The 18,093-nt window shown below is 60.3% G+C and carries 11 protein-coding genes; 9 read left to right on the top strand and 2 right to left on the bottom strand.

Features of this window, described 5'->3' with window-relative positions:
* The first annotated feature begins 18 nt into the window (after positions 1-18).
* The 8 genes from J4D97_RS01895 to J4D97_RS01860 all read left to right on the top strand — a co-directional run bounded on the left by J4D97_RS01895 (position 19) and on the right by J4D97_RS01860 (position 13,552).
* Positions 19-3,477 (top strand): SusC/RagA family TonB-linked outer membrane protein, encoded by a 3,459-nt coding sequence (locus J4D97_RS01895; protein ID WP_208306128.1) that lies wholly within the window; start codon positions 19-21, stop codon positions 3,475-3,477.
* Between the two features lie 63 nt (positions 3,478-3,540).
* Positions 3,541-5,022, top strand: a complete 1,482-nt coding sequence (locus J4D97_RS01890) for a SusD/RagB family nutrient-binding outer membrane lipoprotein (RefSeq protein WP_347879314.1) — start codon at positions 3,541-3,543, stop codon at positions 5,020-5,022.
* A gap of 209 nt (positions 5,023-5,231) precedes the next feature.
* Positions 5,232-6,860 carry an alpha-L-fucosidase gene (locus tag J4D97_RS01885; RefSeq protein ID WP_208306126.1) on the top strand — a complete coding sequence of 543 codons (1,629 nt, stop codon included), beginning with the start codon at positions 5,232-5,234 and terminating at the stop codon, positions 6,858-6,860.
* A 168-nt stretch (positions 6,861-7,028) separates the two neighbouring features.
* On the top strand, positions 7,029-9,338 hold the full coding sequence (locus tag J4D97_RS01880; protein ID WP_208306125.1) for a glycoside hydrolase family 20 protein: 2,310 nt from the start codon (positions 7,029-7,031) through the stop codon (positions 9,336-9,338).
* Between the two features lie 6 nt (positions 9,339-9,344).
* Positions 9,345-10,649, top strand: a complete 1,305-nt coding sequence (locus J4D97_RS01875; RefSeq protein ID WP_208306124.1) for a gluconate:H+ symporter — start codon at positions 9,345-9,347, stop codon at positions 10,647-10,649.
* 211 nt (positions 10,650-10,860) lie between these two features.
* Entirely contained in the window at positions 10,861-11,325 is a 465-nt protein-coding gene (locus tag J4D97_RS01870) for a RidA family protein (protein ID WP_185283354.1), read from the top strand.
* 43 nt (positions 11,326-11,368) lie between these two features.
* Positions 11,369-12,475, top strand: coding sequence for a D-TA family PLP-dependent enzyme (locus J4D97_RS01865; RefSeq protein ID WP_208306123.1), 1,107 nt, complete (start codon positions 11,369-11,371; stop codon positions 12,473-12,475).
* A gap of 3 nt (positions 12,476-12,478) precedes the next feature.
* Positions 12,479-13,552, top strand: coding sequence for a dipeptidase (locus J4D97_RS01860; RefSeq protein ID WP_208306122.1), 1,074 nt, complete (start codon positions 12,479-12,481; stop codon positions 13,550-13,552).
* Between the two features lie 61 nt (positions 13,553-13,613).
* Here J4D97_RS01860 and J4D97_RS01855 read toward each other — a convergent pair whose 3' ends face one another.
* Both J4D97_RS01855 and J4D97_RS01850 read right to left on the bottom strand, forming a co-directional pair.
* A complete protein-coding gene (locus J4D97_RS01855) occupies positions 13,614-14,618 on the bottom strand; it encodes an endonuclease/exonuclease/phosphatase family protein (protein WP_208306121.1) in 1,005 nt (334 codons plus the stop codon).
* Positions 14,619-14,755: 137 nt separating this feature from the next.
* The gene (locus J4D97_RS01850; protein ID WP_208306120.1) at positions 14,756-16,198 is read right to left on the bottom strand and encodes a M48 family metalloprotease; all 1,443 of its coding nucleotides are present in this window, start codon (positions 16,196-16,198) and stop codon (positions 14,756-14,758) included.
* 351 nt (positions 16,199-16,549) lie between these two features.
* Here J4D97_RS01850 and J4D97_RS01845 point away from each other — a divergent pair, with 351 nt between their 5' ends.
* Positions 16,550-17,959, top strand: coding sequence for a DNA/RNA non-specific endonuclease (locus J4D97_RS01845; protein ID WP_243900087.1), 1,410 nt, complete (start codon positions 16,550-16,552; stop codon positions 17,957-17,959).
* Positions 17,960-18,093 lie beyond the last annotated feature (134 nt).

The raw sequence follows: 18,093 nt of genomic DNA, 5'->3' as shown, positions 1-18,093 counted from the left end.
CTCTTTCAATTTAACTGCATGAGAAAACTTGACTCTACGGGTTCCGGTAAGTGGTGCGTTCCATTGCTGGTCGTTTTATTGAAGAGTGTTCCTACCCACGCGCAAGTGGCGTTTGCGGCACACACAAGACCTCAAAAATCGTCCTATGATCAGCAGGCGCAATACCCCGCCGAAACCGCAAAAAAGCCGTTGCGGGAGGCTATCGACGAGCTGAAGTCCCGCTATCAGATTCAGGTGGCTTTCCAACAGGGCCTACTGGATGATAAATATGTAGTGGCAGCGGATGTTGCGGACCTTGGCAGTTCAAAACAAACCGCAGAAAATAGCCTCGCCCAGCTACTGGTTGCGGCGCATTTGCAGTTCAAGCGCATTGGTGCCAAGCAGTATGTTATCTACTCCTCAACCAACACCCAACTCGCCGACGAGGTAGTAAAAGGCAAGGTGGTGCTGGAGGATGGCTCGGGTGTGCCGGGCGCCACGGTGGTGGTGAAAGGCACGCAAATTGGCACCGGTACCGATGCCGAAGGCAACTTTGAGCTGAAGCTCCCTCCTGCCTCCCAGGGCCAACCCGTGGTGCTGGTGGCGTCCTTTATTGGGTACGCCAAAATGGAAGTGACGGTGACAAATCGCGCGGCTCCCCTCACCATCAAGCTCGCCAAGAGCGACCAGACCCTGGACGAAGTGGTGGTGACGGCACTGGGCATTGCCAAGCAAAAGCGCGATTTGGGCTACGCTGTGGCCGAAGTGAAGGGTGAAGACCTGGTGCAAGCCCGCGAAAACAACGTGGCCAACGCCCTGACCGGCAAGGTAGCGGGCGTGAACGTGGCGGGACTTTCCACGGGGCCGGGCGGCTCCAGCCGCGTGATTATTCGCGGCAACGGTTCGTTGTCTGGGTCTGCCAACAACCAGCCGCTGTACGTGCTGAACGGTATGCCCATGGACAACTCGGTGCCGGGGCAGGCGCCTACCGCCAACGGCGGGGGCACCAACGTGGACCGCGGCGACGGTATTGCCAGCATCAACCCCGATGATATTGAGTCGATTACGGTGCTGAAGGGCGGTACCGCGGCGGCCCTATACGGCTCGCGCGGCGGCAACGGCGTTATCCTGATCACCACTAAAAAAGGTAGGGCGCAGAAGGGTATCGGGGTGGAATTCAATTCGACCTCTACCATCGAATCCATTTCCGTTATTCCTGAGTTTCAGTACGAGTATGGGCAGGGCGACGGGGGCGTGAAGCCGACTACCCTGGCCGCCGCCCAATCGACGGGGCGCCGGTCGTGGGGCGCGCGGCTCGATGGCTCCACTGACTACGTGGGCGTGGACGGCCAGACCCACCCCTACGTGGCGCAGAAGGATAACCTCAAGCATTTCTACCAGCTGGGGCGCACCTTTACCAACACGCTGGCCTTATCAGGTGGTAATGAGGGTATTGCCTACCGCTTTTCGCTGTCGAATCTGGACAGCGAGGGCTTGCTGCCAGGCAGCACCTACAACCGCAAAACCGGCAATTTGAACCTGAGCGGCAAGTTGAGCCCGCGGCTGAGCTACGAGGCCTTAGCCCAGTATAACATCGAAACGGCGAACAAACGCCCTAGTGCCGGCGACGCCCTGGCGAACCCCAACTGGTCGCCCTACATGATTGCCAATAGTGCCGACGTGCGCTGGCTGAAGCCAGGCTATGATGCGAATGGCTACGAAACCGTGTGGAACGACGCCAGCGTGGCCACCAACGGCTATTTCGTAGTCAACAAATTCCAGCAGGACGACCGCAAAAACCGCTTTATCGGGCAGGCCTCGCTGAGCTACGAGCTGGCGAAAAACCTGGTGCTGAAGGGCACCGTGAGCCAGGACCACTACGATTACAACTACCGCAACATCACGCCCACGGGCACACTTTATGCGCTTACGGGGCAATACGCGGGCATCAAATCGGATGTGAGCGAAACCAACGCATTGGCTACCCTTACCTATAACAAGCAGATTAAGGAGGTAGGGCTGTCGTTTCTGGCTGGGGCCAACAAGCGGCGCTCGTCGCTTAACGAGCTGGACCAGGCGGGCACGGGCTTCACCATTCCGTTTTTCTACAGCTACAACAACCTGGCTTCGGGTACCACACTCGCCCTGGCTCAGCGCCAGGATGTGAACTCGGTGTTTGGCTCTGCCGATTTCAACTACAAAAGCTTGTTTTTCCTGACCGTGACTGGCCGCAACGACTGGTATTCTACGCTCAGCCCCAGCAACAACAGCAAGTTCTACCCCAGCATCAACGGCAGCTTTATCGTGTCGGATGTGGTGGACATGCCGCGCGCCGTGAACCTGGTGAAGCTGCGCGGCGCCTACGCCCAGGTGGGGCAGGGCGCGCCCGAGCCCTACGCCGTGAACCTGACGTACAGCAACGTGCCCAGCTCGGGTAGGCCGTTGCAAAACGTGAGTAGCAACGTGCCCGGCTCCGGCCTGGCGGGCATCACCAACGCCAACCTGGGCCCGGTGCTGTCGACTACCACGGAGGGCGGTTTGGAAGCCCAGCTGCTGGACAACCGCCTCAGCCTCGACCTGACGTATTACAACCGCCTGACGGACAACGATATCGTAAATACCACGATCAGTCCTACCTCGGGCTACAACAGCGTGTATCTGAATGCGGGCAAAGTGCGCAACCGCGGCATTGAAGCCCTGGTGAGCGGTACACCTATTCGGACGGCTAATTTTTCGTGGAACACCAGCTACAACCTGGCCTACAACGACAACAAGGTATTGCAGCTGGTGGAGGGCATCAACTCCATCAACCTGGCCTCGACGGTGGGTAACTGGGCCTACATCAATAACACGGTAGGGCAATCGGCCTTCGAGATTGTAGGCACCCGCATTCAGAAGGACGAAAACGGCAACACCGTGTTCGACGCGGCCAGCGGCTACCCGGTGGCTACCGCCCTGCAACCGCTGGGCAAGAGCGTGGCCCCGCTGACCATGGGCTTCAGCAACGATTTTCGCTACAAGCGCTTGTCGCTGAACGTGTTGCTCGATGGCAAGTTTGGTAACAAAGTCTTCTCTATCAGTGAGGTGTATGAAACCCGCTTGGGTCTGCTGAAATCGACGCTACCGGGCCGCGAAAATGGGTTGCAGCTGACCGGCGTAACGAGCACCGGCGACGCCTATTCCCGCCTGGTGCCGGTGAGCGGCCTGCGCGCCTACTACGACAACTACAAGAACTACTCGGAGCTATTCCTGCACGATGGCGGCTTTATCAAGCTGCGCCAGGTGATTCTGGCCTACAACCTGCCGGCGTTTCAGATCAGCAGCTTCAAGCTGCAATCGGCCACTATTGCTTTCGTGGCGCGCAACCTGCTGATTCTGATGAAGCACACCAACTTCGACCCGGAGCAGAGCTTCAGCAACAGCAACTACCAGGGTTTGGAGTCCATTGGCCTACCCCGCACCCGCTCGTACGGCCTGAACCTGTCCGTGAAATTCTAACTCTCAGCCCCCACAACGATGCATAGATTTTTCCTTAAGTGTGTTCTACTGGTCGGGGTTGGTGTGCTGACGCTGACCGCGTGTACCAAGGATTTCGAGGAAATCAACACCAACCCCAATGCTGTGGGTACCATCACCCCGGAGTACGTCTTCACCAAGGCGCAGTACGACGGGGTAGCCAACATGCTGTACCTGCTGCTGGGCACCATGCAGTACACCACCAGCTTCAACGACGTGGCCGGGTTTGGCTCCAAGTACATTGCCAGCCAAGTAAACTCGTCGTCGGCGGCCTTTAGCACCGCCTACCCCAATGCGCTGAACGAAATAAACCTGGTCATCAACGCTGTGAAGGACGACCCCGCCAAGGTAAACATGCTGGCCGCGGCGCGCATCTGGCGGGTGTACTGCTACAGCCGCCTCACTGATGTGTATGGCGATGTGCCTTACTTCCAGGCCAACCAGGGCTACACCGATGCGCAGTATACTCCTGCCTACGACCCGCAGAAGGACATATACGCCGATATGCTGAAGGAACTGGACGAAGCCGCCACGAGCCTGGACCCCGCCAAGCCGACCTTCGGCGCCGCCGACCTGCTTTACAATGGCAATACAGCCCAGTGGAAAAAGTTTGCCTACTCCCTAATGCTGCGCCTGGGCATGCGCCTGACCAAAGTAGATGTGGCCGCCGCTCAAACCTGGGCTACCAAGGCTCTGGCTGGCGGCGTGATTACCGAAGACGCCGACATTGCGAAGGTCAACTACCTGGCTAGTGGACAGATTATCAACCAGAACCCGCTGGCGTACAACTTGCTCATCAACGACTACATTGCCGCCAACGGCAGCAGCAACCAGGAGGGCGGCAAGTACCAGAAGGTGTTTATCGACTACCTCAAGCAAACCCGCGACCCGCGCCTGGGCATCATTTCGGTGGTGTATACCGGGGGCACGCCCAACCAGACCGACACGGCCTTTGCCAAGCAGCAGGGCATGCCGGCCAACCTGAGCGCCAAACCCGCCAACTTTGCCCAACTGAGCGAACCGAATCCCAAAACGGTCTTGCTCCTAAACTCGCCCCGCCTGGTTTTCACGGCGGCTGAGTCGTATTTCCTACAAACCGAAGCCGCCCTGCGGGGATGGTCGAGCGGGGCAGCCCCTACCCTGTACAGCAACGGCGTGCGGGCGGCCCTGCGGCAGTGGGCCATCATCAGCCCCACCGACGGCGCCCTTTCAGCCCAACGGATTACGGCGTATGTGAACAACAACCAGCTCATGGCGGGCAGCTTTGAGGAGCAGATGCAGCAGATTTACACGCAGTTTTGGGTGAGCATTTTCCCGGATGCGCAGGAGGCCTTTGCCAGCTATCGGCGCACGGGCTACCCCGCCCTCACGCCCAACAACTACCCCGGCAATGCTACCGGCGGCCAGTTTCCGCGTCGGTTCCTGTACCCAGTGTCTGAGCAAAACCTGAATACGGCGGCCTACAACGCGGCCATTGCCCGCCAGGGCCCTAATACGTTGCTCACGCGGGTGTATTGGGATAAGTAGACGGTTCACCCCACCCCCCGGCCCCCTCCCCTCCGGGAGAGGGGGAGCCTGACGATTGGTCTGTTAGCGACTAGCTGATAGCTGATGGCTGATAGCTTCTGTTGAACGAGGCTAACGGCTAAACCGTCTGGCTCCCCCTCTCCCGGAGGGGAGGGGGCCGGGGGGTGGGGTAACCATCAAGCCGATCAATAGAACCTTACGCTTTCAGCATGAATAGAATACTAAGTATCTGTTTACTCCTACTCCTCGGCGGCCACGCCGCGCTGGCCCAGAACGACGTGGTGAACGACGACGAGAAAAGCAGTTACAACCTTAATAAGCCTGAGCGCGAGCAGTGGCTGAAGAATACCGCCGCTGGTTTGTTCATCCACTTCAGCGTGGATGCGCAGCTGGGTGTAGTTATCAGCCACTCGCTGGTAGGCGCTTCGGATGAGTACGCTGACCGGTTCTTTAATGAGTTACCCAAGACCTTCAACCCCAGCCAGTTCGATCCCTACCAGATAGCGGTGCTGGCCAAGCTGGCGGGCATGAAGTACATTGTATTCACCACGAAGCACCACGCCGGCTTTTGCATGTGGGACACCAAAACCACGGATTTCAATATTACCAAAACGCCTTATAAGAAGGACCTGCTGAAGGAGTTTGTGACGGCCACCCGCGCCGCGGGGCTGGACGTGGGCTTCTACTTTTCGCCAGAGGATTTCTACTTCCTGCACGCCAACCACTTGCCTATCACCCGCGACAACGTGAAGATGGATGCGGCCCTCACCAAGAAATACGAAGACTACAACCGTCGGCAGTGCGAGGAGTTGATGACCAACTACGGCAAAATCGACGTGTTCTTTATCGACGGCGAGCCCAAGGAAGTGGTGAAGGAAACCTGCTGGCGCTTGCAGCCCAACCTGCTCATCACGCGCGGGGCCATCAAAACGCCGGAGCAAACCCTACCCGGCACACCGATTACGCAGCCCTGGCTATCGCCTATTACCATTGGCACGGCGTGGCAGTATCAGCCTACCAATGAGCGGTATAAGTCGGGCACGCAGTTGATTGACTTATTGGTGGAAGCCCGTTCCAAGGGCGGCTCCCTACTGCTAAACGTGGGGCCAAAACCCAACGGCGCCCTACCCCAGGAGCAGGAAGACCGCCTGCGCGAAATGGCCGCTTGGTACTTCCTCAATCACGAGGCCATCGACAGCACCCGGGCCTGGGTGGTGAACAAGGAAAACAACGTGCTGTTCACGGCCAAGGGCGACGCCCTGTATGCCATCGTAACGGACGTGGCCGACTGGAAGGAAGGCGAGCGGCGCACCCTTACGCTGCATTCGGTGAAGGCGCAACCCAATACCGTGGTAAGCGTGCTGGGCCAGAACAGCCAGATTATGGAGTACAAGCCGAACCTCGACGTGGGCACCCGCTACAAGCAGACCACCAACGGCCTGGAGGTATCGGTGGTGAAGGCCCAGCGCATCTACGACGACCACCGCTGGCCTAACGCCGTAGTCATCAAACTCGACCACGTAGCGCCCGCCATGGCCGAGGCCGTGACCGTGGAAACCGGCGCCGCCAAACCCGGCACTGCCGGCACTGCCCTGAGTGGCCGTCTCTACAACTACAAAGGCAAGCAGGTGACGCGCGCCCGTTTTGCCTATCGCGCCTACCGTGGCCGCGTGGAAACCCTCTACGCCGACCCATGGAAATATTCTGACTGGGTGAAAGTAGGACCCGACGGCCGCTTCACCGGCACCCTAAAATCCACCAAAGGCGCTATTGAGTACAAAGCTGTGGCCGAGCAGACCGGGGTAGCCGTGGAGGGCGACACTAAGCTGGTGAACTAGTAGCATGTACCGCGCAGCGCTGCTTCGCAACCCGGCTGCCCCTTTACACTTCTTGCGCCTGGTTGCGAAGCAGCGCTGCGCGGTACATTCTGGCCTTAAGCGCAACGGTGACTCTCTTTGGGTGTCTCTCCCCTATCTGTATTTCCTAAACGCCCCATTTTGCTGCACTTGCTTTCCTTTTCCTACCGCCTCTGGATGTTGCCACTGCTGGTGGTGCTAGGGTGGGTAGGGCTGCTACCCACAAGCCAGGCGCAGACCACGGAATTGCCCCTGCTTCCGCAGCCGGTGCAGGCCACTACCACCGGGCAGGTGTTCACCCTTAGCCGGCACACAGCGTTGCGGGTAGGCCCTGGCCTATCGGCCGGGCCGGCTACCCGCTTTCGGCAATACGTGCGCCAAGTCAGCGGGATGGTCTTAGAGCTAAAGCCCACGAAGCGGCGTACCGATGTGCTAGTGCTGCAATTGGACAGCACGGCCGTGCCGCAGTCCGAAGGGTACACGCTCACCATCGACCAACGCCGCGTGACAGTGACCGGCCACGACGAGGCGGGCGTGTTCTACGGCTTGCAGACGCTAAGCCAGCTGGTGCCGTCCGGTAAGGCTGACCGCGTATCGCTGCCCGGCTGCACCATCACCGACTACCCGCGCTTTCCCTACCGCGGCATGCACCTGGATGTGAGCCGGCATATGTTTCCGGTAGACACTATTAAAAAGTGGCTCGATGTACTGGCGTTCTACAAAATCAACACCTTTCATTGGCACCTGACCGATGACCAGGGCTGGCGCATCGAAATTAAAAAATACCCGCGCCTGCAAACCGTGGCTGCCTACCGCGACGAAACCCTGATTGGGCACAAGCGCGACCTACCCCACCGCTTCGATGGGCAGCGCTACGGCGGCTACTACTCCCAGGAGGAGGTGCGGGAACTGGTGCGCTACGCCGCCCAGCGCCACATCACCATCATCCCCGAAATTGAAATGCCGGGCCACGCCTCGGCGGCACTGGCGGCCTACCCAGAGTTGGGCTGCACGGGTGGCCCCTACCACACAGCTACTTTTTGGGGCGTGTTTGAGGATGTATACTGCGCCGGCAATGAGGACACGTTCACCTTTCTGACTGATGTGCTGGATGAAGTAGCGGCGCTGTTTCCAGGTCAGTACCTGCACATTGGCGGCGACGAATGTCCCAAAACCCGCTGGAAAGTTTGCCCCAAGTGTCAGCGCCGCATCCAAGAGGAGCACCTGCGCGACGAGCGGGAGTTGCAGAGCTACTTCGTGCGGCGCATCAGCAAGCACTTGGCTACGCTGCATAAGCGGCTACTGGGCTGGGACGAAATCCTGGAGGGCGGCCTACCCCCCGCGGCCACGGTGATGAGCTGGACCGGCGAACAGGGCGGCATTGAGGCGGCGCGCCTGGGCCACGACGTAGTGATGACGCCCGAAAAACAGGTCTACTTCGACTATTTCCAAACCCTCTACCCCACCGACTCGCTGGCGGCCGGCGGCTACACGCCCTTGCAGCAGCTCTACCGCTACGAGCCGGTGCCCGCCGAACTCACGCCCGCCCAGGCCCGCCACGTGCGGGGCGTGCAAGCCAACGTCTGGACCGAGTACATGCCTACGGCCGGCAAGCTGGAGTACATGGTGTTTCCGCGCCTATTGGCTCTGGCCGAAATAGCGTGGTCGCCGCCAGGCGGGCGCAACTACCCTGCCTTTCTGCAACGCGTGCGCACCCACGACGCCGTGCTGCGCGCACAAGGCGTGGTGCCTTCCCGCACCTACGACTGGCTGACCGATTCGCTGTGGGCTAGTCCCGCAGGCCTACCCATGCTGCAACTGCGCGCCACCGCACCCAACGGCGTTATTCACTTCACCACCGATGGCAGCGCGCCTACCCCGCAAAGCCCGGTGTACCAAGTGCCGCTGTCCATCGACCGGAGCTGCGTGGTGCAGGCCGCTGTGTTTGAGGGAGCTACCCAAGTACAGCCCCTCTACCGACGGGAGTTCACCCTGGGCCTGTCCACCGGCAAGCCCGTCGTGCTGGCCTACCCGGTGGCGGGCAGCTACCACCAGGGCCGCCCGCTATGGGGACTGGTGAATGGGGTGGCGGGCAGCCCCCGCTACAACGAAGGGCAGTGGTACGGCTTCAGCGGCACCGACCTAGTAGCCACGCTCGATCTGGGCGATGTGCAGCAGATTCGTACCTTGGGCACCCACGTGCTCAACTATCACTGGCAAAAAATGTGGCCGCCCACCGCCCTGGTCTTCGCCGTTTCCACCGATGGCGTGCACTACCGCGAGGTGTACCGGCACACGCAGTTTCCCGCAAACGGCATCAACCCGGTGCGCGCCACCATTGCCCCGGTGGCGGGGCGTTACGTCCGAGTTACGGCCCTCAACCAGGGCACTATTCCGGCCGGGGAGTACGGGGCGGGCGGCAAGGCCTGGCTGCTGGTAGATGAGCTGTACGTAAACTAAAATCTCATGACCCTCGCTCTTGTTCTGCTCTGCATTGTAGGCCTCGTCTTGCTGATAGCAGTTGGTAAAATCAACGCGTTTTCGGCCTTTCTGCTAATTTCCGTAGTCGCCGGGGTGGTGCTGGGCATGCCGCTGACCGATATTCCGAAGTCCATTGAGAAAGGTATTGGCGATACGCTGGGGTCGTTGGTGATTATCCTGTGTTTCGGGGCCATGCTGGGCAAGCTGCTGGCTGAAAGCGGAGCCGCCGAAAAGCTGGCCGCCGCCCTGATGCGCGCCTTCGGGCCGCGCTACATTCAGTGGGCTATGGTGGTGGCCGGCTTCGTGATTGGCATTCCGCTGTTCTACGGCATTGGGTTTGTGCTGCTGGTACCGCTCATTTTTTCGGTGGCGTATCAGTACAAACTACCTACTATCTACATCGGGCTACCTATGTTGGCGGCCCTGTCGGTCACGCACGGTTTCCTACCCCCCCACCCCTCGCCTACGGCCTTGGTGGTGCAGTTTGAGGCGAATATGGGCCTGACGCTGGTCTACGGCCTGGCTGTGGCCATCCCTACTATCATCATTGCTGGGCCGCTGTTTGCCCGCACGCTCAAGAGCATTGTAGCCCAGCCCTTGCAGGCGTTTGCCGCTACCACGCCCGCCGCCAACCCACCCGGTACGGCCAACAGCTTTTTCACGGCGTTGCTGCCGGTACTGCTGCTGATGCTGGCCGCCGTTTATCCTTTTCTGACGGGCCTACCCTTCCAGCGCCTGATGGCCCTGCTGGGGCAGCCGTCGGTGGTGATGCTGCTGGCCGTGGCCTACGCCACCTACTCACTGGGGCTGAAACAGGGCCGTAGCATGCCGCAGATTATGGGCATTTACGGCGACGCCGTGAAGGATATCAGCATGATTCTGCTCATCATTGGAGCCTCGGGGGCGCTCAAGCAGGTACTCACCGACAGCGGCGCTAGCCTGGCCATTGCCGAGCAGCTCCAGCACGTGGCCCTACCCCCGCTGGTACTGGGCTGGCTGATGGCGGCCATCATTCGGGCCTGTGTGGGCTCGGCCACCGTGGCGGGCCTCACTACCGCCGGCCTCATCGCCCCTTTGCTGGTGCAGACGCACACCAACCCCAACCTGATGGTGCTGGCCGTGGGCGCGGGCAGCCTGATGTTCTCGCATGTCAACGACTCGGGCTTCTGGCTATTCAAGGAATATTTCAACGTGAGCGTGAAAGACACGCTTCGCTCCTGGTCCGTGATGGAAGCCCTGGTGGGCGGCCTGGGCCTGGTAGGTGTGCTGGTGCTGGATGCGCTGGTGTAGCGACAACTACGTCTGTTGGTTATCTTATATAACTAGTGAACGGTGTAGAGACGCATACTTGCGTCTCGTCGTTGAACGACATCGGCCATGCGGCGCGGACGATAAGACGCAAATATGCGTCTCTACACCGTTCAGGTTGACTCAAACTACCGTCAGCCATTCCACTTAAATGCCACTCAAAATTCAACACGTAAAACTCAATTCTTCTACCATGTCCACTCCTTCCGAAAACTTTGCCGCCACGGGCCTGAACCTGCCACCCGCCCCTACCCCCCTGGGTGTGTACAAGCCCTACCTCATCGACGGCAAGTACCTCTACGTATCCGGCCACGGCCCGGTGCAGGATGATAAGAGCCTAATTATCGGCCGCATCGGCGACGCCCTGGATATGGAGCAGGGCAAGCTGGCTGCCCGGCAGGTAGGGCTCACCATTCTCTCCACCATCGCTACCCACCTGGGCAGCCTGGATAAGGTGAAGCGCGTGATCAAGGTGCTGGGCATGGTGAATTGCACCTCCGATTTCGAGCGACATCCCTACATCATCAACGGGTGCAGCGAGTTGTTTGCGCAGGTGTGGGGACCCGAAAACGGCGTAGGTGTGCGCAGCGCCGTGGGTTTCGGCTCGCTTCCGGATAACATTCCGGTGGAGATTGAAGCGCTGTTTGAGCTGGCGTAATCATCTTACCCCACCCAACTTGCTTCCCCTACCTCTCCCTATTATGCCAGAAGATTGGTTCCGCCTCAACAACCCCGACCAGCTGGATACGCCTACCCTAGTGGTGTACCTGGATAGGGTACAACGCAATCTGGCCCAGCTCACGGCGAGTATTGACGACGTAGCCCGGCTGCGGCCGCACATAAAAACGCATAAGAGTGCGGAAGCCACACGGCTGATGATGTCCGCCGGCATCCACAAATTCAAGTGCGCCACTATTGCCGAAGCCGAGATGCTGGCCGGCTGCCACGCCCCCGATGTGCTGCTGGCCTACCAGCCCGTGGGGCCTAAAGCCCAGCGCTTTCTTCACCTGGTACAACGCTACCCGCACACCCGGTTTTCCTGTTTGGTAGATCAGTACGAAACCGCGCGCTACCTCGATGAGCTGGCCGCCGCCAGTGGCGTAACCGTTACAGTTTTTCTGGATTTGAACGTGGGCATGAACCGCTCAGGCATTGCGCCGGCTGCGGCGTTTGCGCTGTACCAGCAGTGCGCCGCCCTACCCCACCTCCACGTGGCCGGGCTGCACGCTTACGACGGCCACATTCACGAACCGGATCTGGCTGAGCGCACGGCGCGCTGTCACGCGGCGTTTGCGCCGGTGGAGGAGTTGATAAAGCAATTGCAGTCTTCTGGATTTCATCCCATTGTGGTGGCGGGCGGCACGCCTACCTACCCCATCCACGCGGCGCGGCTGGTGGTGGAGTGCAGCCCTGGCACGTTCATTTACTGGGACGGTGGCTACGGCCAGGCGTTTGTGGAGCAACCGTTTGAGCCGGCGGCCCTGGTGCTTACGCGAGTGGTGTCGTTGCCTACCCCTACCACTCTGTGCGTGGATTTGGGGCACAAGGCCATTGCCTCGGAAAACACGTTGGACAAACGTGTGACCTTCCTAAACGCCCCCGAATTACGGCCTATCGGGCACAGCGAAGAACACCTCGTGCTGGAAGCCGGCCCCGGACATCCATACCGGGTAGGCGACCTGCTCTACGGCCTGCCCCACCACATTTGCCCCACGGTGGCGCTCTACGAGCAGGCCGTCGTCATTCAACATCACCAACCGGTTGCGACGTGGCAAACCGTCGCGCGCGGCCGGACTCTTACCGTATAGCTTATGCTGATAGTCGACGCGCACCTGGATTTGAGCATGAACGCGCTGGAATGGAATCGGGACCTGACCCAGCCCGTGCCCGCCCTCAACGCCCGCGAAGCCGGCCTCACCGACAAGCCCGACCGGGGCAACGCCGTGGTGAGCCTGCCCGAGCTGCGCCGGGGACACATTGGGCTGGTGGTAGCCACCCAAATTGCCCGCTTCGTGGCGCCCGACAACCCGCTGCCCGGTTGGCACTCGCCGGCCCAGGCTTGGGCCCAAACCCAAGGCCAGCTGGCGTGGTACCAAGCCATGGAAGCCGCCGGCGAAATGGTGCAGGTGCACGACCTCCCTACCCTGGAGCAACACCTAACCCTGTGGGCAGACGATAGTATGCCCGCCGAAACCAAGCCCATCGGCTACATCTTGAGCCTGGAAGGCGCCGACTCGCTGATAACGGTGGACTATCTGGAACAGGCTCACCGCTCTGGCTTGCGGGCTGTGGGGCCGGCCCACTACGGCCCCGGCCGCTACGCCCAGGGCACCGACGCCACCGGCCACATGGGACCAAACGGCCACGCCTTGCTGCGCGAGATGGAGCGCCTCAACATTATTCTGGATGCCACGCACCTGTGCGACGACAGTTTCTGGGAAGCTCTCGACCACTTCAACGGGCCGGTGTGGGCCAGCCACAACAACTGCCGCGCCCTGGTCAACCACAACCGCCAGTATAGCGACGAGCAACTTAAGGCCCTAATAGCCCGCGGGGCCGTGATTGGCGGCGCCCTAGACGCTTGGATGATGGTGCCCGGCTGGGTACGGGGCGAGTCGACGCCGGTAGGTATGGGCTGCAACCTGGCGGTGGTAGTCGACCACCTGGACCACATCTGCCAACTGGCCGGCAACACCCTGCACGTGGGCATCGGCTCCGACCTAGACGGCGCTTTCGGCCGCGAGCAGTGCCCCTACGACCTCGAAACCATTGCCGATCTGCAACGCCTACCCAACTTGCTAGCCAAGCGCGGCTACTCCGATCAGGACATCGAAAATGTGCTGCACGGCAACTGGCTGCGCTTTTTGCGACGGGCGTGGGCGTAGACAGCACTGGGTAGCAACACCTTTACCCGTTGCGGCGGGGGATAGTGGTGGGCTTCTAAGTTTAGTCTACCAGCACCAATTCCGCATACAGGGGAAAATGGTCGGAGTCGACGCTGGGCAGGCGTTTCAGCTCTACTAGCCGAAATTGTTTGGTGACAAATAGATGGTCGAGGGGCCAGCGAATGGGAAACCAGTGGGCATCGAAGGTGTTGAACAGACCGCGCCCCAGGCTCACGTTATACAGCTCGCCATCGGCCTCAAACATGCGCGTGGTGTGCGACCAGGACACGTCGTTGAAGTCGCCGCACACGAGGGCGGGGCGGGTTTCCTGCTTCACCATGCGGCCTACTTTGCGTAGGGCTACGTCCTTCATGCCTACACTGTTGGGGTAGTTGTCGGGGAAGGGCGGGGTAGGATGCACACCGTAGAACGTAACCACGCGGCCGTTGGGCAGGCGCAGGCCGGTACGGATGGAGGGCACGTTTTTCTGTTGCAGAATGTGCTCCTGTGGGTCTACCAGCGGCAGGCGCGAGTACAGCACCAGGCCGTAGGTATTGTCGCGGGGCAGCTCTAAGCGGTAGGGGTACTGCGGTTGCAGGGGGCGCAGGGCTTGCACCCACCACGTGTCGGTTTCTACAGCCAGCAGCACGTCGGGCTGCACGTCGCGCACCAACTGGAGCAGCGGCGCGGCCTTGCGGTTTCTCATGTACACGTTGATTTCAAGCAGGCGCAGGCGGCCCGCCGGATTGCTGGCCTGGGCGGGCGTGGCATCGGGCACAGGCTGGGTAGCCAGCGGGGAATACGGCAGTAGCAAATGCGCCTGCAACGCCAGCCCTACCCCCGTGCCTACTAGCAGCAGCAGGCGCGCTGTGCGGTGGCGTTGCCAGCCCAGCAGCACCAGTCCCAGCAACACCAGCGCGTGCAGAATCAAGGTCTGAAACCGAAAAAAATCGAGCACCTGTAGCCACCACACCGATGCGTTGAATAGCGAAAGCAGGGTAACTACCAGGGCCAACGTACCCACCACGGCCAACAGGTAGCCGGCAATCCGTTTAAAAAAATGCATGAAAGAAGAGGTAAAGAAAGAACCGCATCAGGCAAAATTGGTCGTCATGCCTTTTCTACGGATATATAAAGCCCCCGGCACACTGAAACTACCATTTCGGCGTGCCGGGGGCCACTTGGGACAGGCAGGGTTCGGTCCTACTTGCCTACCACCTTATAGAGCGTGCCCGCGCTGAGCTTATCCGTGGTTTTCATGCCGTTCAGAATGGCTAGTTCCTCGTAGCGTTTGCTGGGAATACCATTGGCCGCGAAAGCCTGCGCGAGCGTCTGGCCGGCTTTGGCGGTCTTGATGCGGATTTTCTCCGACTGACGGTTCAGCTTACTGGCCTCGGTGAGGCGGGCAAAACCCTGGGCGGTGCGCTGAAAGCTGGGGCCGTAGGTATCGAGCGTGTTGGGCGCGCACAAACCAATGAAGGCATACAATATTTTGCCATCCTGAATCACGTAGGAAAGCGTGCTGGCCGTGATGCTCTGCCGGCCGGTTTGCTGGTCTTGCCCTACCTGGCTCCCTTGGATAGCCACCGCCGGAAAGCCGTTGATGGTGGTGCGCGAAGCCTGCGGCGACTGCAACTTCAGCTGCTCGGCTAGGCTTTGGGCGGCGGCCTCAAGGGTGCCGTTGCCAGCCGTGGTCAGGATTTGTACAGCTTTGCCGTTGGGCTCGGCCATCTGGAACTGCGAAGGCGAGTTCTCCGACTTCCAGCCACTAGGAATCGGGAAGCGGAACTTCAGATCGGGGTGGTAGAACACGCCGCCTTCCACGAAGCCCTGGCGCGGGTCTTCGCCATAAGGCAGCCCTTCAATCAAGCGCAGGTAGGAGTTGCGGTTGACGGTGAGGGCGCGGCCGCCGGTTTGCCGTTTGGCATTGGCTGCCAGTTGCTTCACGGTGGTGTAGCGGTCGGCAGAGTTGGGGTGCGACGACAGGAAATCCGGTACGGCATCGGCCCCGCTGGCGGCCTGCTCGCGTTGCAGAGTCTGAAAGAAATCGGCCATGTTGCTGGCGTCGTAGCCGATTTTGGTGCTGTAGGCCACACCCAGCTTATCGGCCTCGCGCTCATCGTCGCGGCCATACTTCAGGAACAGCAGCCCTACCCCCTGCGACAACGGCTGGGCAAGCTGCGCTATGCGGCTCGAAAAGATGGACCCCAGTAGCAGTGCCCCTGTGGCCAGGGTAGAGCGCGTTTGCTGCTTCTGCCCGTGCTTGGCCGTGATGTGCCCAATCTCGTGGCCCAGCACCCCGGCAAACTGCGCCTCGTTGTTGAAGTGCGCCATAATGCCGCGGGTGAAGTACACGTTGCCATCGGGCGCGGCAAAGGCGTTGATAACAGGCGAATCGACGATGGTGAAGTTGTAGCCGTAATCGGCGCGGTTGGATACGGCGGCCATCTGCTGCCCTTTCACATCAATAAACTTCTGCAAGGCTGGATTATTGAGCAGACCGAACTGCGCAATCACCTGCGGATCGGGTTGTTTGGCTTGTTTGGTTTGTTGGGGCGAGCGAAAGGCCGTGGAACCTGCCAGGGGCAGCAGTAAGCCCAGCGCACCGAGGCGGGCATGGCGAGCAAAGAAAGAGACGAGTGACATGGCAAACAGGGAGAGAGGGTAGGAAAACAGAACAATAGCACCGGCTTCGTTAGATGGAAGCACACTGCTATCCTACGCTAGGCGAAATTTGTACCAATCGTGGCAAAAGTAGGATAACAGCTAGGTATATACGCCATACTGTTCAACTCCCTACTAAGTTGCCTGGCTACTGACAAGGATGCCATATTGACGCAAAAAGTAGTCTGCTGGCTATCTAAAGCCTATTGTCGCAGTCCTGCTTGTCTGTTTCTAAGGCCAGCACACCAGCTAAAGAAAGGAAAGACCATATTTGACAGGTGTAGTACGATGCACTGCTGAGGTAGTCTCCAACTAGCCTAGTACTTTCGTGCTATGGCCCGACTTCTCCTGCTTCTCCCTGTAGCGCTACTTGCCTGCTCCCAGCAATCTGCTGAAACGCGCACGGCGGCCGTGGTGCTCCCTACCCCCGCCCAAACCGCAACTGCCCAGGCAGCCCCGCCCCTCACCGAAACCTTTGAGACGGGTAGCAAAGGCGCCTACGCTACCGCCGATGAGGCCCTACCCTCCGGCTCCTGGCGCTTTGCGGAGGCCCTCATTGGCACGTCGGACCAGGACCATAAGGACGGCCAACGCGCTGCGCGCCTGCGCGAAGGCGGCCGGCTGGGCATGAATTTCGACGCGCCTACAGGCGTGCGCACCATCCGCATCAGCAGCGCCAGCTACGGCACCGACCCCGCCAGCACCTGGGAGCTATGGCTGAGCCAGGACGGCGGCCGGCGCTACGCACGGGTAGGCCAGCCAGTACGCACCGCTGGCGCGGGCTTGCTGACAACTACTTTCACAGTACCGCAAGCAGGACCGGTTCGTCTGGAAATCAGGAAGGCAGACACAGGCAAGGGCCGCCTGAATATTGACGACATTGAACTGCTGCGCAACGGCAGCTCTGCCTCTACGCCCGCTCCCACTTCACCTACCCCCTCACCTACCCCTACCCCCCAGTCGCCCAGCCCTTCAGCCCCCACCCAAGACCCTAATTTGCTCCTTGGCAACCCCAGCGGGGCTACGGCCAGCCTGAGCACGCCGAATAATTACCTGCTGGTGAAGCCGCAGTACACGCTAAGCTACAACGCCCAGCGCGGCACGCCTACCTGGGTGAGCTGGCACCTGAGCAAGGCTGAAATGGGCTCGGCCCCGCGCCAGGACGACTTCCGCCCCGACCCGGCCCTACCCCGGCAGTTCTACCAGGTGACACCGAAAAGCTACTCTGGCTCGGGCTTCGACAAGGGCCACAACTGCCCCTCCGCCGACCGCACTTACACGCTGGACGACAACTCGGCTACTTTCCTGATGACCAACATGATTCCGCAGGCGCCCAACAACAACCAGCGCACGTGGTCGGCACTGGAAGAATATGGGCGCAGCCTGGTGAGGCAGGGCAAGGAAATCTACATCGTGATGGGCAGCTACGGCCGGGGCGGGGTAGGCGCCAACGGCGCCGCCACCACCATCGACCAGGGCCACGTGACGGTACCCAAGCGCGTGTGGAAGGTGCTGGTGGTGCTACCCGAAGGCACTGACGATCTGCGCCGTATCGCGGCCGGGCAGGCCCGCATCATCGCCATCGACACCCCTAACGACAACAGTGTGAGCCCCAACTGGGGCCAGTACCGCGTGAGCGTAGACGCCCTGGAAGCCGCCACGGGGCTGGATCTGCTGAGCGCCCTGCCGGTGGCTGCCCAAACGCGCCTGCAAGTGGGGGTAGATACGGGTTCTACACGGTAAATATTCCGCCTTCTGCGCCAACTCAACACTATGTAACGTAAAACGTGCGGGTTGCTTCGTGTTGGCTGCCTACTTTTGCTTCGTATACTGTTACCAATTTGGCAACCGCTGTACTACACGCAACTTTACAGTCA

This window comes from Hymenobacter defluvii (genome assembly GCF_017589435.1).
GTDB classification, from domain to species: Bacteria; Bacteroidota; Bacteroidia; order Cytophagales; family Hymenobacteraceae; genus Hymenobacter; species Hymenobacter profundi.
The sequence above is the reverse complement of the archived record's forward strand: the minus strand, read 5'-3'. Positions and strand labels throughout refer to the sequence as shown.